Below are 23,272 nucleotides of genomic sequence, written 5' to 3'. Positions count from 1 at the left end.
ATGCCAGTCGCGAAAAGAAGGGTCAGGCTTTTACCTGCTGGTAGCTGCTCACTTTGAACAAGCGGCGACAGTAATCAAGGAAGTAGCCATAGACCGCCCCCATCAGCATCGAAACAACGATGTTTGAACTGACCGCAGCCATAATCTGGTGCCAGTCTGCGCCTACCACTAATAAGATCGCCATATATACCGGTGACTGGAACGTCACATAAGCCAGAATATCAGCCAGATTTTTTGTCCAACCAGAGTGGCTAACTTTGCGTGCCGCGCGCATAAACAGATCGCGGTACATGCCATATGGCCATGCAATTAAGATATTCACCGGAACGGCCACTAGCCTGGAATAAAAAGACTGTTCGAAGCTCATCCCGGAGAGGAAAACTTCAATACACATGTTCACGACAGTACAATAAACAACCATCGCGAACGTGTCTGCAACTGCATGACGCAAGCGTGACTGCGGTGAGAACATGTTAATGCTCCTTAATAAAAGCGAAATCGGATATGAATGGAAATGGAAGCAGTGCTTTAGACTGCCTGTTTCATTTTTGCATAGCGTATATTGCTGGTTGCCAGTAATCAATTAGTGAAAAATTTTTATTTATTTTGTTTTTGTAGATAAAATGTTCCGCAATGGCGTGTTTTTTATACATTATGGATTTTTAAATGCCTTCATGAATAATTTTATTTAAAATCATATCATTACGTGGTTATTTTGAACTGTGCTGGTGGGGCGGTTAAGAGATGTTAACGCTATAAAGCGTAGACAATCCGGCTTAAGTAGGGGGTTGAGCTCATTTAGCATTTTTAATGACCTGAAGCCACTAATGTCAGCATAAAACTTCAGTTGCTGAAAATTTGTTTTATTCTTTGTTTATGCATTTTTATTCACTTGTCTTTAATCTACATTCGGTGATGATGGCGCAGAGAGCACCCGATTATTCGCAAATGTCTGGAATGATAAGCCAAATGGCTAATATATAAACTGAAAATAATTATTAATTTGTCTGGAAATAACGGTTGAAATAATATCGCACGCGACTGTAAATAGATTAAATTTTGTGGAAATATAATAAGTGATCGCTTACACTACGCGACGAAATACTTTTTTTGTTTTGGCGTTAAAAGGTTTTCTTTATTATGTCCGTAATGTTACAAAGTTTAAATAACATTCGCACCCTCCGTGCGATGGCTCGCGAATTCTCCATTGACGTTCTTGAAGAAATGCTCGAAAAATTCAGGGTTGTCACTAAAGAAAGACGTGAAGAAGAAGAACAGCAGCAGCGTGAACTGGCAGAGCGCCAGGAGAAAATTAGCACCTGGCTGGAGCTGATGAAGGCTGACGGAATTAACCCGGAAGAGTTATTCGGTAATAATTCTGCTGCACCGCGTGCAGGTAAAAAACGCCAGCCGCGTCCGGCGAAATATCAATTCACCGATTTTAATGGTGAAGTCAAAACCTGGACCGGTCAGGGTCGTACACCGAAACCGATCGCTCAGGCACTGGCTGAAGGTAAATCTCTCGACGATTTCCTGATCTAATGACTGCTGCCGGATGCCGCCACTATGGCGCGTCCGGCGTCGCTTCTTACGTTCGCTGATTCCACGGCATCTTATCTAACAACCTTGCCATCCCGCAAAAACCGCTGATACCCGCAAATATTAATCCCGCACCGACAAAGCCGCTTAATAAGAAGAACGCGCTATTCACGGCATAACCCAATACGACGCCGATTAATATTAAGCCACCAGCTGTGATCTGTACCTGACGCATTAATGGTAAAGGCTGTGATTTATTTTCGGCTACCGGCAATCCCGCTTTTTTCCAGCTATCAATTCCGCCTTCCAGTAAAAATATCTCTGCGGGGGCGGCAATCGCTGCTAATTTTTGTGCATTATTACTGGTGCGTTTTCCAGCCTGACAGTGGAATATAATTTGTTCTCTACGTAATTTTTCCGGAAGACCAGCCTGTTCCAGCACGGATAATGGTGCCAGATCCGCTTCAGGAATATGTTCACGAAGATATTCATCGGCATCGCGAATATCGATTAACTTTGCACCGCGTGAGATTAATTCTTGTGCATCATGCGGTGAAATTGTTGTTAAAGCCATTGCTACTCCTTACGGACAATAGACGTTTTTCAGGGTGGCGATAATGGCATTTACCGCCTCATTTTTAATGAAATAAAGAATGCGTTGGGCATCCCGTTGGCTGTCGATAAGCCCTTCGTCACGCATCCGTGCCAGATGCTGTGACGTTGCAGAGGCACTCAGTCCGGTAATACGCGCCAGTTCACCGGCGCTGGTGCCGGGGGAACCGCAAATCATGCACAGAATCAGCAACCGTTTGGGGTGACTCATTGCTTTCAGTAAGGCCGCAGCCTGTTCGGCGCTGGCCTGTAGTTGGGCTAGTTCAGTCATATTTATTTAAGTGTTTTCTAAATTAAGTAAACTCTAAACTAAAAATGTAACGTATACCAGCGTCAGCAGCGTAAATGAGGGTAAAAGCATAGGCTGAAACGGGCAGACTCCGCTAAAATTACTATGCTTAAGAGATAAAATCTCTTTTTAAACAATGATTAATTTTCTTATAGGGAGGAAATATGGGGTTCTGGAGAATCGTCATCACCATCATTTTGCCACCGCTCGGCGTGCTGCTGGGGAAAGGATTTGGTTGGGCATTTATTATTAATATTTTGCTGACACTTCTTGGCTATATCCCTGGTTTAATTCACGCTTTCTGGGTGCAAACCCGCGATTGATCCTGTGCTCATCCTGCGGCGTTAACGCGCCGCGTTCCTCTGCTACACTTTCTGAGTGTTTCCGTTAACGAATGAGGTAATTATGGGTCTGTTCAATTTTGTGAAAGATGCCGGAGAAAAGCTCTGGGACGCGGTTACTGGTCAGCATGATAAAGACGATCAGGCGAAGAAGGTGCAGGAACATCTGAACAAAACCGGTATACCTGATGCCGATAAAGTGAATATTCAGATTGTCGATGGTAAAGCGACGGTTACAGGTGACGGCTTAAGTCAGGAAGCGAAGGAAAAAATCCTTGTTGCAGTGGGGAATATTTCCGGTATTGCCAGTGTTGATGATCAGGTAAAAACGGCGACGCCAGCCACTGCCAGCCAGTTTTATACTGTTAAGTCTGGCGACACCCTGAGTGCCATTTCCAAACAGGTCTACGGTAATGCCAATCTCTACAATAAAATCTTCGAAGCGAATAAACCGATGCTGAAAAGCCCGGATAAAATTTATCCGGGGCAGGTGTTGCGTATTCCTGAAGAGTAGTTAATTGCCAGCCATCGCCTGCTGGATAATCGGAATTGGCGTCAGTAAATGCTGGCGCATTAACTCACTGGCGCGCGCCGTATCTCGCGCCAGCACCGCCGCAGTCAGGGTCTGGTGCTGATCGTGTTTATCTTCCAGCATTTCTACAGAAAGAACCGTTTGCCGCAGCCAGATGAACCGATAGCGCGCCGCCAGATCAAACAAACGCTCGCGCATTTGCAGTAAATAGTGGGAACCGCAGCCCGCCACAATCGCAGTATGAAATGCCTGATGGCGCTGATCCCACTCATCAAGCATTTTCTCGCTGGCGTCAGAGGCTTCAAGTTTACCGAGCAAGTGTGCCTTCGCGAGAACGTCAGCCTCCCACTCATCGCTGCCACGGGCAATTGCCAGACTCACCAGCATCGCTTCCATATTGGCGCGGGCGTCGAAAATATCGAGTAGTTCTTGCTCTGACATAGACGCCACCCGATACCCTTTTTGATTCACCACCGTGACCAGCCGTTCCGCCACCAGTTGCGAAAGGGCTTCCCGCAACGGCCCGACGCCGAGTGCATAACGCGACGTTAGCGAACTCATCCGTAATTTTTCATCCGGCTGAAAATTGCCGCGAATAATATCGTTTTTCAACCAGCGGTAGCCATCCAGAGACGTAATGGTCATGGTGTGACTCCTGAACATTATCAGCGCGTATTATGAACGGGTGTTTTTTGCCACAATATCAGCTTTTTCCAGCGTGCCATAATTGGCACGGTACAGATAATCCCTATCGCTAATAAGCCGGTGGAAATTACCTCGAGTTGTTGCGCCGGGCGGAATAACATCACCACCAATACAAAGGTAATAAAGCCAATCACCAGCCAGGTGAGCCACGGATAAAGCCACATGCGCAGGCGAATTTCGCCGCCTTCCGCCAGCAGGATTTTACGCATCCGCAATTGCGAAACGGCGATGACTAAATAAACCAGCAGGGCAATAGCACCGGAGCTGTCGATCAGGAATTTAAACACTTTCGCAGGCGCGTAATAGTTCACTACCACCGTTAAAAACGCCGCGCCGGTCGAGAGTAATACTGCCACATACGGGGTTTTGCTACGGTTGATTTTGCCCATTACCGCTGGCGCATCCCCGCGACGGCTTAAGGAGTAGAGCATCCTTGACGCGGTATACAGCGCCGAGTTCAGGCAACTGGTCACTGACAGCAAAATAACGCAATCCATAATGAATTTTGCATGTGGAATATTCAGCAGCTCCAGCACGGAACGGTAGGAACCCACGGTTTTCAGTCCTGGCATATTCCACGGTATGAGTGCCACGACGACAAAAATAGAACACAAATAGAAAATGGAGATACGCCAGATAACCGAGTTGGTGGCGCGGACAATATGTTTATCCGGCGTGTCGGATTCTGCTGCGGCAATGGTGACAATTTCCGCGCCCATAAACGAGAACATGGTGATCAGCATCGCGCTTAATACGGCGCCAAAGCCGTTCGGCATAAAGCCGCCGCTATCCCACAATCTTGAAATACCGCTCACTTCGGCATAAGGGTAAAAACCGCTAATTGCTACAGCTCCAAGGAAAATAAACGCCAGAATGGCAATCACTTTGCATATCGCCAGCCAGAATTCAAATTCACCGTAGTTTTTAACGCTTAATAAATTACTGCCGGTTAAGGCGAGGGTGATGACCAGAGAAAATAACCAGATGGGAATGCCGGGAACCCACGAGTGCAGGATCATGGCGGCGATGTTGGCTTCCAGCGGAATGACCAGTACCCAAAACCACCAGTACAGCCAGCCGATGGTATAGCCCGCCCAGCGGCCAATGGCTTTGTCGGCATAGGTGGAAAACGAACCGGTGTCGGGCGTGGCGACCGCCATTTCCGCCAGCATCCGCATAATCATAACCACCAGTAATCCGGCGAACAGATAGGCCAGTAAGACCGCCGGACCCGCTTCGGCGATAGCGACGCTCGAACCGACAAACAGACTTGCGCCGATAACACCGGCAATAGACAACATGGTGACGTGGCGTGATTTCAGCCCGCCGCCTAGCTCATGTGGTTGCGATGATTGCCCCATCCTGAATCCTCTCGAAAGTGTGTCACTTGGGAGAGCGCCCCGACATTTCCCGCGTCGGGTCACGCGTTTAATTGTTATTAATTCTTTTTGCCGGAGAGCGGCTCCGCCTTATCCGGCCGACATAGATTTATTCCTGTTCACGTACGGATTGTCGGATGCGACGTAAACGCCTTATCCGACCTGGATTCCCGTAGGCCGGACAAGACGCGTAAGCGTCGCCTCCGGCATGGGTGCGGTGCTACTGTTTCGCCTCATCAAAACACTGATCGATGATCTCCAGACCCTGACGGATCTGATTATCTTCAATGGTGAGCGGTACAAGGATGCGCAGCACGTTGTAATACGGGCCGCAGGAGAGAAGAATCAGGCCTTTGTCACGGGCGCGCGCCACGATCTCAGCGGTGAGTTTGGCGTTCGGTTTACTGTGATCGCCACCTTCAAACAGCTCGATGGCGATCATCGCTCCCAGACCGCGAACATCGCCGATCTCCGGGTGTTTTTCGGCGATTGCCAACAATCCGTCTTTCAGCTTCTGGCCCAGGTCATTGGCTTTTTGCAGTAGATTTTCCTGCTCAAACACCTTCAACACTTCCAGCGCCGCCACGCAGGCTATCGGGTTACCCGCATAGGTGCCGCCCAGGCCGCCTGGAGCGACGGCATCCATCACTTCCGCGCGCCCGGTGACACCCGCCAGCGGGAAGCCGCCCGCGATGGATTTCGCAAAGGTGGTAAGATCCGGTGCCACGCCCATCTGCTCCATCGCAAACAGCGTGCCGGTACGCCCCGCGCCGCTCTGCACTTCATCGGCAATCAGCATGATCCCGTGCTCGTCACACAGCGCGCGTAAACGCTGCATAAAGGCTGGCGTCGCGGCGTAGAAACCGCCTTCGCCCTGAACCGGCTCAATCACGATGGCGGCGATATCTTCCGGCGCGGCGTCATTTTTGAAGATCCGGTGGATGCTGGCGATAGCGTCATCCTCGCTTATGTCGTGCAGCGGGCAAGGATAAAGCGCGCGATAAACATGGCCCGGCATCAGCCCCATGCCCGCAGAGTACGGATTCACCTTGCCGGTCAGCGCCAGCGTGTAATGCGTGCGCCCGTGATACGCGCCGCTAAAAGCGATGGTGCCGCTACGTTTGGTGGCGGCGCGGGCGATTTTCACCGCGTTTTCCACCGCTTCGGAACCGGTCGTAACCAACAGCGTTTTCTTGGCAAAATCGCCCGGCACCTTCTGATTCATTATTTCGCACAACTCCAGATACGGCTCGTAGGCCAGCACCTGGAAGCAGGTGTGCGACAGTTTTTTCAACTGCGCTTCCACCGCAGCAACCACTTTCGGATGCAGGTGTCCGGTGTTGAGCACCGCAATCCCGCCCGCGAAATCAAGATACTCACGGCCTTCAACGTCCCACACCCGGCAGTTTTCCGCGCGGTCAGCGAAAATCGGGTGGATCTGCCCAACGCCACGAGGAACTGCCTGACTGCGGCGCTGCATTAACTCTTTATTGCTGCTCATTCGCGTTCTCCAGTTAAAGACCGATGCACATATATTTGATTTCTAAGTAATCTTCGATGCCATACTTCGACCCTTCACGACCCAGTCCCGAGGCTTTGATTCCGCCGAACGGGGCGACTTCATTGGAAATAATGCCGGTATTGATGCCGACGATGCCGTATTCCAGCGCCTCGCCCACGCGGAAGACGCGGCTTAAATCGCGGGCGTAGAAATAGGCGGCAAGACCAAACTCGGTGTCATTGGCCTGTGCAATCACATCGGCTTCATCTTTAAAGCGGAATAGCGGGGCGAGGGGGCCGAACGTCTCTTCTTTCGACACTTTGGCGTTGGCCGGAACGTCCACCAGAATGGTCGGCTGGTAGAAGTTGCCGCCGCGTTCGTGCGCTTTACCACCGCAAACCACGCGCGCGCCTTTCTCCAGCGCATCGGCAATATGTTCTTCCACTTTTGCTACCGCTTTTTCATCGATCAGCGGCCCGATGGTGACGCCTTTATCCAGCCCGTCGCCGATGTGCAGTTTGCTCACTGCCTGCTGCAATTTTTCAGCAAAGCGGTCATATACGCCGTCCTGCACATACAGGCGGTTGGCGCAGACGCAGGTTTGCCCGGCGTTGCGGAATTTTGAGGCCAGCGCGCCTTCCACGGCTTTGTCGAGATCGGCATCGTCAAAGACGATAAACGGTGCGTTGCCGCCCAGCTCCAGCGACACTTTTTTGATGTCTTTCGCGCACTGTTCCATTAACTGGCGGCCAATTTCGGTCGAGCCGGTAAACGACAGCTTGCGCACCAGCGGATTGCTGGTCAGTTCGTTACCGACCGCCCCCGCTGAGCCAGTGACGACGTTAAATACGCCAGCCGGAACGCCCGCGCGGATCGCCAGCTCCGCCAGCGCCAGCGCAGAGAACGGTGTTTGACTCGCAGGTTTCAGCACCATGGTGCAGCCTGCCGCCAGCGCCGGGCCAGCTTTACGGGTAATCATCGCCGCCGGGAAGTTCCACGGGGTAATGGCGGCGGTCACGCCAATCGGCTGCTTGATAACAATCAGGCGCTTATCGGCCTGATGACCGGGGATAGTGTCGCCATAAATGCGTTTACCTTCTTCGGCAAACCACTCAATAAAGGAGGCGGCGTAGCTGATTTCGCCTTTCGCTTCAGTCAGCGGTTTGCCCTGTTCGAGGGTCATCAGGCGCGCTAAATCGTCCTGATGCTCCATCATCAAATTGAACCAGTTACGCAGAATGGTGGCGCGTTCTTTGGCGGTGAGCGCACGCCAGGCGGGTAGGGCGCGGTTGGCGGCGTCGATAGCGGCGCGGGTTTCATCTGCGCCCATTTTCGGCACGCTACCCAGCTTGTCGCCGTTCGCCGGATTGGTGACGTTGATGACCTCGCCATTGTTGGCGTCCAGCCATTCCCCGTTAATCAACGCCTGCTGGCGGAATAAGTTACTGTCGTTAAGTTTCATCGTTACGTCCTGTTTTCAAAGGTTATTGATTAAATGCGGCGTGTAAGGCATCCACACTACGTGCCGCTCGCAGCGTGCGTCCGGGGTTACTCTGGCTTGCCAACAGCGTTTGTACCTTGCTGACAATATGCGCACCAATAGGAATTGCTGATGTCGCTGCCGGGGAGGGCGCATTGCAGGTGTGGATCGTGCGCGGGGTGGTGACAAACAGAAAATCGTCAATCAGCTTGCCGTCCGGCGATACCGCCTGCGCCCGCACACCGGCGGGCCAGGGCTGGAGATCGCTTAACGAAAGCCGGGGACAATACTTTTGCACCAGCCGCAGATAGCCGCTTTTGCACAGCGAGTTTTTCATCTCGCCCAGTCCTGAGCGTAGATGGTTTTGCAGCACCCGGCGAATCCCCGACGAGCCCAAAATCTCCAGCGTGTCGCTAAATGAGAAGTCGCGCTTGCGATAACCCTCGCGTTTAAAAGCCAGCACCGCGTTTGGCCCGACGGTGACGCTGCCGTCGATCATCCGGGTGAGATGAACGCCTAAAAATGGCATTGCCGGGTCGGGAATGGGGTAAATCAGGTGGTTAACAATCTGGTTATGCTCCGGCGCAAGGCGGAAATACTCGCCACGGAACGGGCAGATGATAAAGCCGGGTTCAAGGCCGAGCATTTTCACCAGCCGGTCAGCCATCAGCCCGGAACAGCTAATCAGCGTCGACGCTTCATATTCGCCGCCCTGACGGGTACGTATCACCACGCTATTCTTATGCTCATTAAGGCCGCTGACTTCGGCGTTATAGATAATCTCACCGCCTCTGGCCTGGAAGATTTTTGCCATCGCCGCTGTCACTTCGCGGTAGCTGACAATACCGCTGGACGGCACAAAAATGCCGCCGAGCCCGGTGATATTCGGTTCACGTTCGCGAAGCTCGTCGGCGTTTAACCACTCGCGCTCGATCCCGTTCGCCGCTGTGCGTTCCCATAACGCGCGCATCCGCTCCATTTCGAGTTCGGATGTGGCGACCAGCATCTTGCCGCAGTTGTCATAGTGGATGTCGTTTTGATCGCAAAAGGCTTTGGTGGCGCGGTTTCCCGCCAGGCAAAACTGCGCTTTCAGGCTGCCGGGCGTGTAATAGACCCCGGCATGGATCACGCCGCTGTTGTGGCCAGTCTGATGGCAGGCCGGGCCGGACTCTTTTTCCAGCAATGCAATACGGGCGTCGGGATAGACATCAATCAGTTGCATGGCGGTCGACATGCCGATGATGCCGCCGCCAATAATCACAAAATCATACATCCGCTCAATTCCTTTGCGTTTACTGATGCGTCTGGTAGTGGTTAGTGGCGTAAGCGAAATAGCCGCGCTGGCGCATCAGTTCACGACGCAGATCCGGATGTGCGGTAAAGCGGTCGCGACCGTGCAGCCAGAACAGATTGTTAATCAACAGGAATTTGCCAACGGGAACCGGCACAGACAGGATGCCTTTGCTGGTTTCAATGGCGTCCGAAAGCTCGCTCAACCACACGCCTTCTTCAAAATCTTTTGGCTGGACGAACTGGTCGATATAGCGCATCACCGGGCGACCCTGCTGATCGACGTCGAACACAGGATGGAAGACATCTTTACTGACGTTTTTACTCGGCGGCGCGGCAAAGCGCATCGGGCGACGCGCCAGCGGATGGCGGAAATAGTGGTCCAGATGTTCCCAGTCATCGAGATGCAGCAGCAGCGAGTTTCCGCCCTGCATGTTCTGTTCGTCGATTTTCATCATCAGCACGTAGTCGGTGATCTCTTCGACGTAGGTGCCGTCGTTGTGCAGTTCCATCACACGGTGTGGTTGACGCAGATAGCTGTCTGAGTTATCGACATTTTTCACCACAAAACGCGCGTAATACTGACCGCTCATGGCATCGAAATTGGAACGACCAATCAGATGCGCCACCGCCGTTGCCAGCTTCACCATCTCGTCCGCCTGCTTCACATCATCGACACCCACGGCGTTGATTAGCAGTGCACCTTCAGCACGGTTTAGTAGCGTCTTCAACAGCAGTGGTTGCAGCTGATTTGCACACAAGTCGTCAAGAATTTTGCCCACACGGAAACGCAGGAAAGATTTGTACTCCAGCGCCTGCACGGGCCATTCGGCAACCTGTTCGAGGAACTGTTTGGTCGTCTGTTCGGTGAAGGTGAGTTCCAGAAGACGCGGGGATTGCGCCGACGGGGTGAGGGTGAATCCGCTATAGTCCTGGCCTGAATCGACAGCGTTTGTGTGTACGGCGGTCAGTGCATTCATCAGAAGCGATCCTCTTATGAGATGTAGGGTGACATGGCGATGCTCATTTCGTAGCCATAATCTAAAAATATCTACATTTCTGAAAAATGCGCACAAAAGTGACATATTGTTTTCTTATTGTGATCGAAAACAACAAATAGTTAACATTTGGTTTGGTGAGTACCTTCAATGGGCTAAAAAATTCGGATTTAAGTCAGGAATGTATTAATGCAATTCAGTACGGGGCACAGAGAATACAGCCAGATATTTGTTACATTGGCGATGGTTTTCTCTCTATTGAAAAAGGAGAAGGAAGACTGTGATTGTAAAACAGAAGAGTAATACGGGGTCGTTAAATCCGTCGCCATTTTGCCGCCACAACCAAAGAAAAAGGGGCTACGTTTTCACGTAACCCCTTGATTTATTTGGTGGAGCTGGCGGGAGTTGAACCCGCGTCCGAAATTCCTACATCCTCGGTACTACATGCTTAGTCAGTCTTTACATTCGCTTGCCAGCTGCGGACGGACACGCCACTAACAAACTAGCCTGATTAAGTTTTAACGCTTCAACCCCAGGCAGGGCTTCCACGCGATCTCTTTTGGGTTTGACCTCTCTTGATCCCCGTCCTAAGAGCGGAGGCTAGGGAGAGAGGGCTCTAAGCAGGTTATTAAGCTGCTAAAGCGTAGTTTTCGTCGTTTGCGACTATTTTTTGCGGCTTTTTACGAGGCCAACCGCCCCTCGGCATGCACCTTGGGTTTCGCAAATCCCGTCGAATCCAGAATCAGCCCCAATGTGTAACAGCGAGTATACCAGATTTGTGAGCGTCATGACCAGCCCCAATGGCGTTATCGTTCAGGATTTAGCGCCCGCCTGGCATGATTTTTATTCGATTAAGCAAAGGGATGACGACATCTGTATCAAATATGATAGCCGATAAGATGTGCATTCGCGCCACCGGAGAGGGGAGGCGCGGTGAGGATCTGGTCAGAATATGTGATGCAGGTTTAGCGGTGAGCGTTTTTCATGATACGCGCTTTATCAACCTGCCATTCACGTTCTTTGATGTCGGAACGTTTATCGTGCTGTTTCTTACCTTTCGCGACGCCGATTTTCACTTTGCACCAGGCATTTTTCCAGTACAGAGAGAGCGCCACTACGGTATAGCCTTCACGATTGACGCGACCATATAATGAGTCCAGTTCGCGCTGGTTGAGAAGTAACTTGCGGGTACGAGTAGGATCGCACACCACATGTGTGGAAGCCACAGCCATCGGCGTGATATTCGCGCCAAACAGGAACGCTTCTCCGTCGCGCAGAAGGACATAGCTGTCACTAATATTGGCTTTTCCTGCGCGCAGGGATTTAACTTCCCAGCCTTGCAGGGCAAGTCCCGCTTCGAACTCTTCTTCAATAAAGTATTCGTGACGGGCGCGCTTGTTAAGCGCGATGGTCGCTGAACCAGGTTTATGTGCTTTTTTCTTCGTCATAAGCGTCGTGAATCATCGGTAATCTGAAATCGAAAGTACCCCATATCAATCCTGCGGGGGACAAGGCTCTATCTTAGCATGAACACGATGTTACCCAGCACCGGGATAGCGTTTTTTTTACAGCAGGATAAATGATATTATTTGTTGGATTTTTGTTGATGGAATTTGTTATGCCTCAAATTAGCCGGACCGCACTCGTTCCCTACAGCGCGGAGCAAATGTATCAGTTAGTGAATGACGTTCAGTCTTATCCTCAGTTTTTGCCAGGTTGTACTGGAAGTCGGATTCTGGAGTCCACTCCTGGACAGATGACCGCTGCGGTAGATGTTTCTAAGGCTGGGATCAGCAAAACGTTTACTACCCGCAATCAGTTGACCAGTAACCAAAGTATTCTGATGAATCTGGTTGATGGGCCGTTCAAGAAATTGATCGGCGGCTGGAAGTTTACACCGTTGAGTCCGGAAGCGTGCCGTATCGAGTTTCATCTCGACTTTGAGTTTACTAATAAGTTGATTGAACTTGCCTTCGGGCGCGTGTTTAAAGAGCTGGCGGCTAATATGGTGCAGGCTTTCACCGTGCGAGCAAAAGAGGTTTATAGTGCCAGGTAAAATTGCTGTAGAGGTAGCTTACGCGTTACCAGAGAAGCAGTATTTGCAGCGTGTAACATTGCAGGAGGGCGCGACGGTTGAAGAGGCAATTCGCGCCAGTGGTTTGCTGGAATTACGTACAGATATCGATTTAACTAAAAATAAAGTTGGCATTTACAGTCGTCCGGCAAAACTGAGCGATATCGTGCGCGATGGCGATCGTGTAGAGATTTATCGACCACTGATTGCCGATCCGAAAGAGCTTCGTAGACAGCGCGCAGAAAAATCGGCGAATAAATAGCAGGCAGAAAAAAGGTGCTCACTGAGCACCTTTTTTAATCGCTATAAACAGCAAGTTTTATTCGTTGCCACTCAGCGCAGGTTTGTTATCAATATTGGTCAACACACCGCTACTGTTAAAGGTCAGCGTCAGCGTTTGCTGCGTTACACCTTCATGACCAGGTTGCTGGCGGAAGACATAGAACCAGGTATTCGTACCAAATGGATCGGACATCAGCGGTGTACCCAATGCGTACGCAACTTGTTGTTGCGTCATGCCAACACGTATTTTGGATACGTCGTTAGCGGTCAGATAGTTCCCCTGGTTGATGTCAGGACGGTAAACCACTCGCTCCAGAGTGGAACAGCCTGCGGTCAACATCAATAGTACTGCTGCTGCAGCAGTCAGCGTTTTACAGCGCATAGTGATTTGATTCCTTTTCGGGCCCGAGCAGTACGTGGCTCATCTGTAATATGCCGATGATAATAGACCTTTCATCACTTTAAAACCTTTTGCTTTCCGGTCTTACGGCGTTTTGCTGTTTACTCTGACCGTGAAGCAGGAAAAAAGTTTACGCTGCAAGCAGTTCTTTCGCATTCGCCAGTGTATTACGTGTGACTTCACTGCCACCAAGCAGGCGCGCCAGCTCTTGTAACCGCGCTTTTTTATTCAGGGCTTGCATATGCGTTTCTGTCATCGCACCATCGGTTTCTTTGCTGACAAAATAGTGTTGATGACCACATCCCGCGACTTGTGGCAGGTGGGTAACACACATCACCTGAGTTGATTCGCCGAGTTGACGCAGCAGTTTGCCGACAACTGCCGCTGTTGGACCGCTAATCCCTACATCCACTTCATCAAAAATCAGTGCCGGGGTTTCCATTTTACGCGCCGTGATGACCTGGATTGCCAGTGCGATGCGGGACAATTCACCACCGGATGCGACTTTGGCAATAGGCTGCATTGGCTGACCTGGGTTGGTGGTTACCCGAAACTCAATACGATCGGCACCGTCAGCGCCCAGGTGATGCTCGTCAAATTTAACATCGATCGTAAACTGCCCATGCGGCATTGAGAGCGCATGCATACTGTCGGTGATCAGCTGTGCAAGTTCTTCTGCATATTGCTGGCGTTGTTGGTGTAATGCGCGCGCGGTTTCCAGTGCCTGCTGATGATGTTTCGTTACCGCCAGCGCGAGCGTTTCTTGTGAGTCGGCCTGATCGTCCAGTTGCTGCTGTTCTTCCAGTAGCGACTGGTAATACTGTGGTAATGCCTCAGGGCTGACGTGATGTTTACGTGCCAGCGAAATCTGTTTTGAGATGCGCTGTTCAAGTTCAAACAGTCGGTTGGGATCGAGATCCAGACGATCGCAGTAGTGGCGCAGTTCGTCGCTGGCTTCAGCAATCTGGATGGTAGCTTCTTCCAGCATATCAAGTACGCCGGACAGTTTGCTGTCCATGCCAATCAATTCGCTCACCAGTTGTTTAGCCGTGTAAAGCTGACTTTGCAGGTTTGCGTCTTCACCGTCGGCCATTAATGCCAATGCATTCTGGCTGGTGGTCAGCAATTGACCGCTGTTCGCCAGACGTTTGTACTCTTCGTCGATTTGCTCAAACTCTCCGGGCTGCGGATTAAATTCGTTAAGTTCTTTTAATTGGTATTGCAGCAGTTCCGCACGGGCGGCGCGTTCCTGACTTAACTGTTGATGATGCGCGAGGTCACGGCAGCTTTGATGCCACAATTGATAACGTGCGGTCATTTCCTGAAGTAGAGAGGTTTCATTGGCATAGCCATCAAGCAGGAATTTTTGGTGCTCAGGTTTGGTGAGTAATTGATGAGCGTGCTGACCATGGATCTGAATGAGCAACTGACCCAGTTCGCGCAGTTGTGACAGAGGAACAGCTGTACCGTTGATAAACCCACGAGAGCGGCCATCGCTACTGATAACGCGACGAAGCAGGCATTCGTGGCCATCTTCCAGTTGGTTTTCTTCCAGCCAGCGCAGTGCTGCGGGCGTATCTTTCAGTGAAAAACGGGCGCACAGATCAGCGCGGGCAGCGCCGGTACGCACCATGTCGGCTTCAGCACGACCACCGAGACACAGGCCGAGAGCATCTATCGCAATAGATTTACCCGCGCCGGTCTCGCCGGTTATTACGGTCATGCCGCTGTGAAAATCAATCTCAAGCTCACGAACGATAGCAAAGTTGCTGATGGTCAGTTGTGCCAACATAGTTGTTTTCCTGTATGAAAAACCATTACTGTTATTGTGTACAGTATAAACTGGTTTTATATACAGTAAAGAGGCTGGCGTAAAATTAGAATAATTTTTTTGACCAGCCGAGCTTGGTACTTAATGTGTTGAAATAGCTGTAATCTTTCGGGTGAATCAGATTCAGATGGTAATCACAGCGCCGAATCAGGACATCTTCACCTTCCTGAATCGGCAGTGCTATTTGACTGTCGCAACTGATTTCCAGGTCGTTACGGCGATGCGAAAAACGCAGGCGGATCGTGCTGCTGCTGTTTATGACCAGTGGTCGCGCTGACAGCGTATGCGGGAACATGGGTACCAGGGTAATCGCATCCAGAGAGGGGGTCAGAATCGGGCCACCCGCCGACAGAGAATAGGCGGTAGAGCCTGTAGGCGTCGAAATAATCAGTCCATCGGAACGCTGAGAAAACGCAAAGATCTCGTCGATGTACACTTCGAACTCAATCATATGCGCCACTTTGCCAGGATGTAGTACCACTTCATTAATCGCGGTGCTGATGCGTTTCTGGCAATCTTGCTGGCAGACCTGCGCTTCCAGCAAAAAACGTTTCTCGCTGATGTAATGACCTTCCAGCACATCGGCTAACTGTTGTTGGGCGTTATCAGGGTCAAGGTCGGTCAGGAAACCCAGGTTACCACGGTTGATGCCGATGACTTTAATGTCGTAGCGCGCGAGTGTGCGCGCTGCGCCCAGCATATTACCGTCGCCACCAACGACTACCGCGAGATCAGCCAGTTGCCCAATCTCCGCGAGCGTGCCAGTTTTCACATTCTTCAGTTGTAGTTCGTGAGCGATTTGCTGCTCGACGATGACCTCGTAACCTTTTGTGCACAGCCAGCGGTAGAGCATTTCATGTGTTGTCAATGCAGTAGGGTGCCGTGGGTGTCCCACAATGCCAATACACTTGAAATGATTATTCATTTTTCCGAGGTCCTTGTTGCGAAGATTGATGACAATGTGAGTGCTTCCCTTGAAACCCTGAAACTGATCCCCATAATAAGCGAAGTTAGCGAGATGAATGCGAAAAAAACGCGGAGAAATTCATGAGTAGTAAAGAACAGAAAACGCCTGAGGGGCAAGCCCCGGAAGAAATTATCATGGATCAGCACGAAGAGATTGAGGCAGTTGAGCCAGACGCTTCTGCTGAGCAGGTGGATCCGCGCGATGAAAAAATTGCGAATCTCGAAGCTCAGTTGGCTGAGGCCCAGACCCGTGAACGTGATGGCATTTTGCGCGTAAAAGCGGACATGGAAAACCTGCGTCGTCGTACTGAACTGGATATCGAAAAAGCGCATAAATTCGCGCTGGAAAAATTCATCAACGAATTGCTGCCGGTGATTGATAGTCTGGATCGCGCGCTGGAAGTGGCTGATAAAGCTAACCCGGATATGTCTGCGATGGTTGAAGGTATTGAGCTGACGCTGAAGTCGATGCTGGATGTAGTACGTAAGTTTGGCGTTGATGTGATTGCCGAAACGAATGTACCGCTGGATCCGAACGTGCATCAGGCTATCGCAATGGTGGAATCTGACGACGTTGCGCCGGGTAACGTACTGGGCATTATGCAGAAAGGTTATACGCTGAACGGTCGTACGATTCGCGCGGCGATGGTTACTGTAGCGAAAGCAAAAGCTTAATTACTGTTTTCGTAATAAATTACGGCCCGGCATGTGAATGCTGGGCCGTTTTCGTTACTCCGCCACACTCTCGCGCAGCGGTTTCACAGGAAAAACTTTTACCTGCTTAATCATATTGTCCTGTACGTCGAGAATATCGATATCGTACTCGCCAATACGCACGCGAGTGCCTGCGACAGGAATCTCTTCCAGTGCCTCAAGAATGACGCCATTAACCGTGCGAGCATCATCTTCTGGCAGATGCCAGTTAAAGGCTTTGTTGATTTCTCGCACGTTGGCTGTGCCATCAATAATCACCGAACCGTCGTTTTGCGGCGTCACTTCTTCAGCAAGCGTTGGCGACATCGACGTGGTGAAATCACCGACAATCTCTTCCAGAATATCTTCAACCGTCACCAGTCCCTGAATATCGCCGTATTCGTTGACGACCAGGCCGACTTTCTTTTTATTGCGTTGAAATTTAACTAATTGCGTACTGAGCGGCGTGCCTTCCGGCACAAAATAGATTTCGTCCGCAGCGCGTAGCATGGTTTCTTTGGTGAACTCTTTTTTCTCCGACATGAGCCGCCAGGCTTCACGCACACGCAACATGCTGATGGCGTCGTCCAGCGAGTCGCGGTACAGCACTATGCGCCCGTGAGGAGAGTGGGAGAGCTGGCGGAGAATCGATTTCCAGTCATCGTTGATATCGATGCCGATAATTTCACTGCGCGGCACCATGATGTCATCGACGGTCATTTTTTCCAGATCGAGTACCGACAGCAGCATATCCTGATTGCGACGGGAAATTTGTGACCGCGATTCGTGCACAATGGTGCGCAACTCTTCTTTGCTTAAAGAGCCGCTGACCACGATATCAGTTTTGATGCCCATCATGCGCATTAACATGCGGGTGATAGCGTTCAGTAACCATACCAGCGGCATCATCAAAATTTGCAGCGGTGCTAACAGAAAACTACTCGGATAGGCGACTTTTTCCGGGTACAGCGCGGCAATGGTTTTCGGCAATACTTCGGCAAAAACCAGTACTACAAAAGTCAGCACACCAGTCGCAATTGCCACGCCCGCATCCCCGTACAAACGCATACCGACAATGGTGCCCAGTGCGGAAGCGAGAATATTGACCAGGTTATTGCCGATTAATACCAGGCTTATCAGGCGGTCTGGTTTGCGCAGTAATTTTTCGACCCGTTTAGCCGAACGATTACCCTGCTTCGCCATGTGCCGCAGGCGATAGCGGTTGAGTGTCATCATTCCGGTTTCGGAGCCGGAAAAATAGGCTGAAATGACCACCATGATGATCAGAATTATGATCAACGTGGTAGTAGATATGTGTTCCAGGGGAAACTCCTTTTCTGGTTTAGCTGATTAACTGCTGGACAATTCGGCTGCCGAAGTAGGCCAGTGTCAGAATGACCGCACCCGCGACGTTAAACCAGACGACGCGGCGTCCACGCCATCCTTCATGATAATGCCCCCACAGCAGCACAATATAGACAAACCACGCCACGATAGAGAGCACAGCCTTGTCGATATTTTCCATGCTAAATAAGTTGTGCATGTAGAACAGGCCGGTACAAAGAGTGAGCGTTAACAGCACCACGCCAATTTGCGTGATGTGGAACATTTTACGCTCAATACTCATCAGCGGAGGCATTTCCTGATTAAACGCCAGCTTCTTGTTCTTCAGTTGGTAATCAATCCATGCCAGTTGCAACGCGTACAGGGCTGCAATAATCAGCGTGGCATAGGAAAAGAGCGATAAGCCAATGTGTACCAGCATTCCTGGCGTCGCTTCCAGATGAGTGATGTATTCATTGGGCATGAAGGTTGCCAGCGCCAGATTGATGAGCGCAAAGGCATAAACAATCGGCAACAGCAGCCAACCACGGTTGCGTGAGGCCACGATGGTCATTACCGTACAGATCATCAGGCTGACCAGCGAACCGACATTCAACAGGCTAAGGTTTTGTCCGCTATCGCCGCCTGGCAAAATGCGGGCTTCAAGAGCGATAGCGTGGCAGACCAGCGCGATGACCGCAGAAATAATAGCCATTCGCCGCCAGCCGCCGTTTTTTTGCAGCAGACCGGGAACAATCAGCGCGAGACTGACGGAGTAGGCGACGAGCGCGAGCAGAGCAAAAACGGGCATAGTGATGTCGACAGTTTGAGCAATGAGAAAGAAAAGCAGTATAGCGTCAGGTGAACGCTGCTCCAACCGTTGCATAACAACAAAGACGCCTTCATGTTATACTGCGGCAAAATACAGATGATGTGTCGCGATTGCGACCAACCGTTTCCACCCCAGGCGAGAGACAATGTTTGATAATTTAACCGATCGTTTGTCGCGCACGCTGCGCAATATCAGTGGCCGTGGACGCCTTACTGAAGACAACGTTAAAGATACGCTGCGCGAAGTGCGCATGGCGCTGCTGGAGGCGGACGTCGCTCTGCCTGTAGTGCGTGAGTTTATCAATCGCGTAAAAGAGAAAGCGGTTGGTCATGAAGTTAATAAAAGCCTGACGCCGGGGCAGGAGTTCGTCAAAATCGTCCGTAACGAACTGGTTGCGGCGATGGGCGAAGAGAACCAGACCCTGAACCTGGCTGCGCAACCGCCTGCGGTGGTGCTGATGGCGGGCCTGCAAGGTGCCGGTAAAACAACCAGCGTGGGTAAACTCGGTAAGTTCCTGCGCGAGAAGCACAAGAAGAAAGTGCTGGTGGTTTCTGCCGACGTTTATCGCCCGGCGGCAATCAAACAGCTTGAGACGCTGGCTGAACAGGTAGGCGTCGATTTCTTCCCTTCAGATGTTGGTCAGAAGCCGGTTGATATCGTTAACGCGGCGCTGAAAGAAGCTAAGCTGAAATTCTACGACGTGCTGCTGGTGGATACCGCCGGTCGTCTGCACGTTGACGAAGCGATGATGGACGAGATCAAACAAGTCCACGCGTCGATTAATCCGGTTGAAACCCTGTTTGTGGTTGATGCCATGACCGGTCAGGATGCTGCCAATACGGCGAAAGCATTCAATGAAGCGTTACCGCTTACCGGCGTAGTGTTGACTAAAGTGGACGGCGATGCGCGTGGCGGTGCGGCGCTTTCTATTCGCCATATTACCGGCAAGCCTATCAAGTTCCTCGGTGTTGGCGAGAAAACAGAGGCGCTGGAGCCGTTCCACCCGGACCGTATCGCTTCCCGTATTCTCGGCATGGGCGATGTTCTGTCGTTGATCGAAGATATCGAAAGTAAAGTTGACCGCGCGCAGGCAGAGAAGTTAGCCAGCAAGCTGAAAAAAGGCGACGGCTTCGATCTTAACGATTTCCTTGAGCAGCTGCGCCAGATGAAAAATATGGGCGGCATGGCCAGCCTGATGGGCAAACTGCCGGGTATGGGGCAGATCCCGGATAACGTGAAATCGCAAATGGACGATAAAGTGCTGGTGCGTATGGAAGCCATCATCAACTCGATGACGATGAAAGAGCGCGCTAAGCCAGAAATCATCAAAGGTTCGCGTAAACGCCGTATCGCTGCCGGTTGCGGTATGCAGGTACAGGACGTTAACCGTCTTCTGAAGCAGTTCGACGACATGCAGCGCATGATGAAGAAAATGAAGAAGGGCGGAATGGCGAAGATGATGAGAAGCATGAAAGGGATGATGCCGCCGGGATTTCCTGGTCGCTAAATGACCTTATGCGACAGAGTTATTAACTGCTGATTGCATTTTCTCCAGAAATCAGTAAAATTTTCGGGCTTTTAATATGACACCGGACTCCGTTCCTCGATGGGGTCCGGTTGTTTTATTCACACAAGAGGATGTTATGGTAACTATTCGTTTAGCACGTCACGGCGCTAAAAAGCGTCCGTTCTACCAGGTTGTTGTCGCTGACAGCCGTAATGCACGCAACGGTCGCTTCATCGAGCGCGTTGGTTTCTTCAACCCAATCGCTAGCGAAAAAGAAGAAGGCACTCGCCTGGATCTGGATCGCATCGCTCACTGGGTTGGCCAGGGCGCAACTATTTCTGATCGCGTTGCTGCGCTGATCAAAGAAGTAAACAAAGCAGCTTAATCTGTCACGGTGGTCATGATGAGCAAACAACTCACCGCGCAAGCACCTGTTGATCCCATCGTTTTGGGAAAAATGGGTTCGTCTTACGGTATTCGTGGGTGGCTCAGAGTGTTTTCTTCCACCGAAGACGCCGAAAGCATTTTTGACTATCAGCCCTGGTTTATCCAGAAGGCGGGTCAGTGGCAGCAAGTCCAGCTGGAAAGCTGGAAGCACCACAATCAGGACATGATCATCAAGCTGAAAGGTGTTGACGATCGTGATGCGGCGAACCTGCTGACGAATTGTGAAATTGTCGTGGATTCATCGCAGCTGCCCCAGCTTGAAGAGGGTGACTACTACTGGAAAGACCTGATGGGCTGCCAGGTAGTGACCACTGAAGGCTACGATCTCGGTAAAGTCGTCGACATGATGGAAACCGGATCTAATGACGTTCTCGTCATTAAGGCAAACCTGAAAGATGCGTTTGGCATCAAGGAACGTCTCGTACCGTTCCTCGATGGGCAGGTTATCAAGAAAGTCGATCTCACTACTCGTTCAATCGAAGTAGATTGGGATCCTGGTTTTTAAACCACCGGATAAACGGTAAAAGACGGCGCTATGTGGATTGGCATAATTAGCCTGTTTCCTGAAATGTTCCGCGCAATTACCGATTACGGGGTAACTGGCCGGGCAGTGAAAAATGGCCTGCTGAGCATCCAGAGCTGGAGTCCACGTGACTTCACGCATGACCGGCACCGTACCGTGGACGATCGTCCTTACGGCGGCGGACCGGGGATGTTAATGATGGTGCAACCTTTACGGGACGCCATTCATGCAGCAAAAAGCGCGGCGGGTGAAGGCGCTAAGGTGATCTATCTGTCACCGCAGGGGCGCAAGCTTGATCAAGCGGGCGTCAGCGAACTGGCAACGAATCAAAAATTGATTCTGGTGTGCGGTCGCTACGAAGGTATAGATGAGCGCGTGATCCAAACCGAAATTGACGAAGAATGGTCAATCGGCGATTACGTTCTCAGCGGTGGTGAGTTACCAGCAATGACGCTGATTGACTCCGTTTCCCGGTTTATTCCGGGCGTACTGGGTCACGAAGCCTCGGCAACGGAAGATTCCTTTGCTGAAGGATTGCTGGATTGCCCGCACTATACGCGGCCTGAGGTGTTAGAAGGGATGGAAGTTCCGTCAGTGTTACTGTCGGGCAACCATGCCGAGATACGTCGCTGGCGTTTGAAACAGTCGCTGGGCCGTACCTGGCTTAGAAGACCTGAACTTCTGGAAAACCTGGCTCTGACTGAAGAGCAAGCAAGGTTGCTGGCGGAGTTCAAAACGGAACACGCACAACAGCAACATAAACATGATGGGATGGCGTAAGCCCCCGAAATATCAGTTTACCCAGGATAAGAGATTAAATTATGAGCAACATTATTAAGCAACTTGAACAAGAGCAGATGAAGCAGGACGTACCTTCCTTCCGTCCGGGTGATACCGTGGAAGTGAAAGTATGGGTTGTTGAAGGTTCCAAAAAACGTCTGCAGGCATTCGAGGGCGTGGTTATCGCTATTCGTAACCGCGGTCTGCACTCTGCATTCACTGTTCGTAAAATTTCCAACGGCGAAGGCGTTGAGCGTGTCTTCCAGACTCACTCTCCGGTAGTTGACAGCATTTCTGTCAAACGTCGTGGTGCTGTTCGTAAAGCTAAACTGTACTACCTGCGTGAGCGTACTGGTAAGGCTGCTCGTATCAAAGAGCGCCTCAACTAAGATTTCGCTCAGGCGACATCCTGTTAAGAAGGGCTGGCCAATTGGCTGGCCCTTTTTTTATCTATTGGAATTGCGTTTACGGTGCACTAATCACCACCGCAACGCGGCGGTTTTCAGCCCGGCCCTGTGCTGTCTTGTTGCTGGCGATAGGATATTTTTTCCCTAAACCCTGAGTAGTGAGATTACTGCGCGGAATTTGCCCACCTTCAGCCCAGGCATCGGCGACGACATTCGCTCGCTTCAGTGATAAGGCTTCGTTGTAGCTATCTTCACCATAGTTATCGGTGTGACCATCCATACGGGCGTGTGTTAGCCCGGTAGAGGTCAGTTTTGCCGCCATGGTCTGGATTTGTTGCTGACTTTCCGGAAGCAGTTTGTAGTCATTTTTAGCAAACAAAATAGTGTCGGATAAGCCAAGCGACCAGTCACCTGCAGATTCAGTAAAACCATAAGACTGCATAGCAGCGACTTGCTCTGGGGTGAATTTGCCTTGTGGAGTCTGGCAACCAGCCAGTATCAGAGTGGAGAAAACCAGAGGTGCTACCAGTTGCTTTATCAT

General features: G+C 51.0%; 27 protein-coding genes and 1 other RNA gene. 11 read left to right on the top strand and 17 right to left on the bottom strand.

Annotated features, from left to right (window positions below; genetic code table 11):
* Window positions 1–22 precede the first annotated feature (22 nt).
* A complete protein-coding gene (gene alaE, locus WES_RS05345) occupies window positions 23–472 on the bottom strand; it encodes an L-alanine exporter AlaE (RefSeq protein ID WP_000492676.1) in 450 nt (149 codons plus the stop codon).
* 668 nt (window positions 473–1,140) lie between these two features.
* Between alaE and stpA the strand changes: the two genes are divergently transcribed.
* Entirely contained in the window at window positions 1,141–1,542 is a 402-nt protein-coding gene (stpA, locus tag WES_RS05350) for a DNA-binding protein StpA (RefSeq protein ID WP_000115375.1), read from the top strand.
* A gap of 46 nt (window positions 1,543–1,588) precedes the next feature.
* Here the strand turns inward: stpA and WES_RS05355 are convergent, their stop codons facing one another.
* Both WES_RS05355 and WES_RS05360 read right to left on the bottom strand, forming a co-directional pair.
* Window positions 1,589–2,113 (bottom strand): rhodanese family protein, encoded by a 525-nt coding sequence (locus WES_RS05355; protein ID WP_001229481.1) that lies wholly within the window; start codon window positions 2,111–2,113, stop codon window positions 1,589–1,591.
* A gap of 9 nt (window positions 2,114–2,122) precedes the next feature.
* A complete protein-coding gene (locus WES_RS05360) occupies window positions 2,123–2,422 on the bottom strand; it encodes an ArsR/SmtB family transcription factor (RefSeq protein ID WP_000137274.1) in 300 nt (99 codons plus the stop codon).
* A 182-nt stretch (window positions 2,423–2,604) separates the two neighbouring features.
* Between WES_RS05360 and WES_RS05365 the strand changes: the two genes are divergently transcribed.
* Window positions 2,605–2,763 carry a YqaE/Pmp3 family membrane protein gene (locus tag WES_RS05365; RefSeq protein WP_000508177.1) on the top strand — a complete coding sequence of 53 codons (159 nt, stop codon included), beginning with the start codon at window positions 2,605–2,607 and terminating at the stop codon, window positions 2,761–2,763.
* Window positions 2,764–2,845: 82 nt separating this feature from the next.
* Window positions 2,846–3,295, top strand: coding sequence for a potassium binding protein Kbp (gene kbp / locus WES_RS05370; RefSeq protein ID WP_000522418.1), 450 nt, complete (start codon window positions 2,846–2,848; stop codon window positions 3,293–3,295).
* Here the strand turns inward: kbp and csiR are convergent, their stop codons facing one another.
* From csiR to smpB, 8 genes are all read right to left on the bottom strand, one after another.
* On the bottom strand, window positions 3,296–3,958 hold the full coding sequence (gene csiR, locus WES_RS05375) for a DNA-binding transcriptional regulator CsiR (protein ID WP_000156830.1): 663 nt from the start codon (window positions 3,956–3,958) through the stop codon (window positions 3,296–3,298).
* Between the two features lie 20 nt (window positions 3,959–3,978).
* Window positions 3,979–5,379: a GABA permease gene (gene gabP, locus WES_RS05380; protein WP_016159580.1), complete on the bottom strand. Its 1,401-nt coding sequence runs from the start codon at window positions 5,377–5,379 to the stop codon at window positions 3,979–3,981.
* 238 nt (window positions 5,380–5,617) lie between these two features.
* The gene (gabT, locus tag WES_RS05385) at window positions 5,618–6,898 is read right to left on the bottom strand and encodes a 4-aminobutyrate--2-oxoglutarate transaminase (protein WP_000097667.1); all 1,281 of its coding nucleotides are present in this window, start codon (window positions 6,896–6,898) and stop codon (window positions 5,618–5,620) included.
* Window positions 6,899–6,911: 13 nt separating this feature from the next.
* Window positions 6,912–8,360 carry an NADP-dependent succinate-semialdehyde dehydrogenase gene (gabD, locus tag WES_RS05390; protein ID WP_016159579.1) on the bottom strand — a complete coding sequence of 483 codons (1,449 nt, stop codon included), beginning with the start codon at window positions 8,358–8,360 and terminating at the stop codon, window positions 6,912–6,914.
* Window positions 8,361–8,382: 22 nt separating this feature from the next.
* Window positions 8,383–9,651, bottom strand: a complete 1,269-nt coding sequence (lhgO, locus tag WES_RS05395; RefSeq protein ID WP_016159578.1) for an L-2-hydroxyglutarate oxidase — start codon at window positions 9,649–9,651, stop codon at window positions 8,383–8,385.
* Between the two features lie 19 nt (window positions 9,652–9,670).
* A complete protein-coding gene (gene glaH, locus WES_RS05400) occupies window positions 9,671–10,648 on the bottom strand; it encodes a glutarate dioxygenase GlaH (protein WP_010352484.1) in 978 nt (325 codons plus the stop codon).
* A 405-nt stretch (window positions 10,649–11,053) separates the two neighbouring features.
* Window positions 11,054–11,416: a transfer-messenger RNA gene (gene ssrA / locus WES_RS22995) on the bottom strand.
* 215 nt (window positions 11,417–11,631) lie between these two features.
* A complete protein-coding gene (gene smpB / locus WES_RS05405) occupies window positions 11,632–12,114 on the bottom strand; it encodes an SsrA-binding protein SmpB (protein WP_000162574.1) in 483 nt (160 codons plus the stop codon).
* A 170-nt stretch (window positions 12,115–12,284) separates the two neighbouring features.
* On the opposite strand from smpB, the gene ratA reads away from it, so the two are divergent.
* Complete coding sequence (gene ratA / locus WES_RS05410) at window positions 12,285–12,722, top strand: type II toxin-antitoxin system toxin RatA (protein ID WP_024191158.1); 438 nt, start codon at window positions 12,285–12,287, stop codon at window positions 12,720–12,722.
* Window positions 12,712–13,002, top strand: coding sequence for an RnfH family protein (locus tag WES_RS05415; protein WP_001117835.1), 291 nt, complete (start codon window positions 12,712–12,714; stop codon window positions 13,000–13,002). Before ratA ends, WES_RS05415 begins: the two co-directional genes overlap by 11 nt.
* Before the next feature lie 57 nt (window positions 13,003–13,059).
* On the opposite strand, the gene bamE is transcribed toward WES_RS05415, so the two are convergent.
* The 3 genes from bamE to nadK all read right to left on the bottom strand — a co-directional run bounded on the left by bamE (window position 13,060) and on the right by nadK (window position 16,178).
* Window positions 13,060–13,404 carry an outer membrane protein assembly factor BamE gene (gene bamE, locus WES_RS05420; RefSeq protein ID WP_001203438.1) on the bottom strand — a complete coding sequence of 115 codons (345 nt, stop codon included), beginning with the start codon at window positions 13,402–13,404 and terminating at the stop codon, window positions 13,060–13,062.
* A 148-nt stretch (window positions 13,405–13,552) separates the two neighbouring features.
* A complete protein-coding gene (gene recN / locus WES_RS05425) occupies window positions 13,553–15,214 on the bottom strand; it encodes a DNA repair protein RecN (protein ID WP_016159575.1) in 1,662 nt (553 codons plus the stop codon).
* Between the two features lie 85 nt (window positions 15,215–15,299).
* Window positions 15,300–16,178, bottom strand: coding sequence for an NAD(+) kinase (gene nadK / locus WES_RS05430; RefSeq protein WP_001059169.1), 879 nt, complete (start codon window positions 16,176–16,178; stop codon window positions 15,300–15,302).
* A gap of 122 nt (window positions 16,179–16,300) precedes the next feature.
* On the opposite strand from nadK, the gene grpE reads away from it, so the two are divergent.
* Window positions 16,301–16,894 carry a nucleotide exchange factor GrpE gene (gene grpE / locus WES_RS05435; RefSeq protein ID WP_016159574.1) on the top strand — a complete coding sequence of 198 codons (594 nt, stop codon included), beginning with the start codon at window positions 16,301–16,303 and terminating at the stop codon, window positions 16,892–16,894.
* Window positions 16,895–16,948: 54 nt separating this feature from the next.
* On the opposite strand, the gene WES_RS05440 is transcribed toward grpE, so the two are convergent.
* The gene (locus WES_RS05440) at window positions 16,949–18,235 is read right to left on the bottom strand and encodes an HlyC/CorC family transporter (protein ID WP_010723175.1); all 1,287 of its coding nucleotides are present in this window, start codon (window positions 18,233–18,235) and stop codon (window positions 16,949–16,951) included.
* 19 nt (window positions 18,236–18,254) lie between these two features.
* Complete coding sequence (locus WES_RS05445; protein ID WP_024165125.1) at window positions 18,255–19,046, bottom strand: cytochrome C assembly family protein; 792 nt, start codon at window positions 19,044–19,046, stop codon at window positions 18,255–18,257.
* Window positions 19,047–19,212: 166 nt separating this feature from the next.
* On the opposite strand from WES_RS05445, the gene ffh reads away from it, so the two are divergent.
* The 5 genes from ffh to rplS all read left to right on the top strand — a co-directional run bounded on the left by ffh (window position 19,213) and on the right by rplS (window position 22,713).
* The gene (ffh, locus tag WES_RS05450; RefSeq protein ID WP_000460035.1) at window positions 19,213–20,574 is read left to right on the top strand and encodes a signal recognition particle protein; all 1,362 of its coding nucleotides are present in this window, start codon (window positions 19,213–19,215) and stop codon (window positions 20,572–20,574) included.
* A gap of 136 nt (window positions 20,575–20,710) precedes the next feature.
* Window positions 20,711–20,959 carry a 30S ribosomal protein S16 gene (gene rpsP, locus WES_RS05455; RefSeq protein WP_000256450.1) on the top strand — a complete coding sequence of 83 codons (249 nt, stop codon included), beginning with the start codon at window positions 20,711–20,713 and terminating at the stop codon, window positions 20,957–20,959.
* 18 nt (window positions 20,960–20,977) lie between these two features.
* The gene (gene rimM / locus WES_RS05460; protein WP_000043335.1) at window positions 20,978–21,526 is read left to right on the top strand and encodes a ribosome maturation factor RimM; all 549 of its coding nucleotides are present in this window, start codon (window positions 20,978–20,980) and stop codon (window positions 21,524–21,526) included.
* Between the two features lie 30 nt (window positions 21,527–21,556).
* A complete protein-coding gene (trmD, locus tag WES_RS05465; protein ID WP_000264785.1) occupies window positions 21,557–22,324 on the top strand; it encodes a tRNA (guanosine(37)-N1)-methyltransferase TrmD in 768 nt (255 codons plus the stop codon).
* 41 nt (window positions 22,325–22,365) lie between these two features.
* The gene (rplS, locus tag WES_RS05470) at window positions 22,366–22,713 is read left to right on the top strand and encodes a 50S ribosomal protein L19 (protein ID WP_000065253.1); all 348 of its coding nucleotides are present in this window, start codon (window positions 22,366–22,368) and stop codon (window positions 22,711–22,713) included.
* Window positions 22,714–22,789: 76 nt separating this feature from the next.
* Here the strand turns inward: rplS and WES_RS05475 are convergent, their stop codons facing one another.
* The gene (locus tag WES_RS05475; RefSeq protein WP_000595359.1) at window positions 22,790–23,272 is read right to left on the bottom strand and encodes an OmpA family protein; all 483 of its coding nucleotides are present in this window, start codon (window positions 23,270–23,272) and stop codon (window positions 22,790–22,792) included.

Origin of the sequence: Escherichia sp. KTE31 (assembly GCF_000407925.1) — a bacterium.
In the GTDB taxonomy this organism is placed as follows: domain Bacteria; phylum Pseudomonadota; class Gammaproteobacteria; order Enterobacterales; family Enterobacteriaceae; genus Escherichia; species Escherichia ruysiae.
This window is presented reverse-complemented; position numbering and strand designations above follow the sequence as displayed.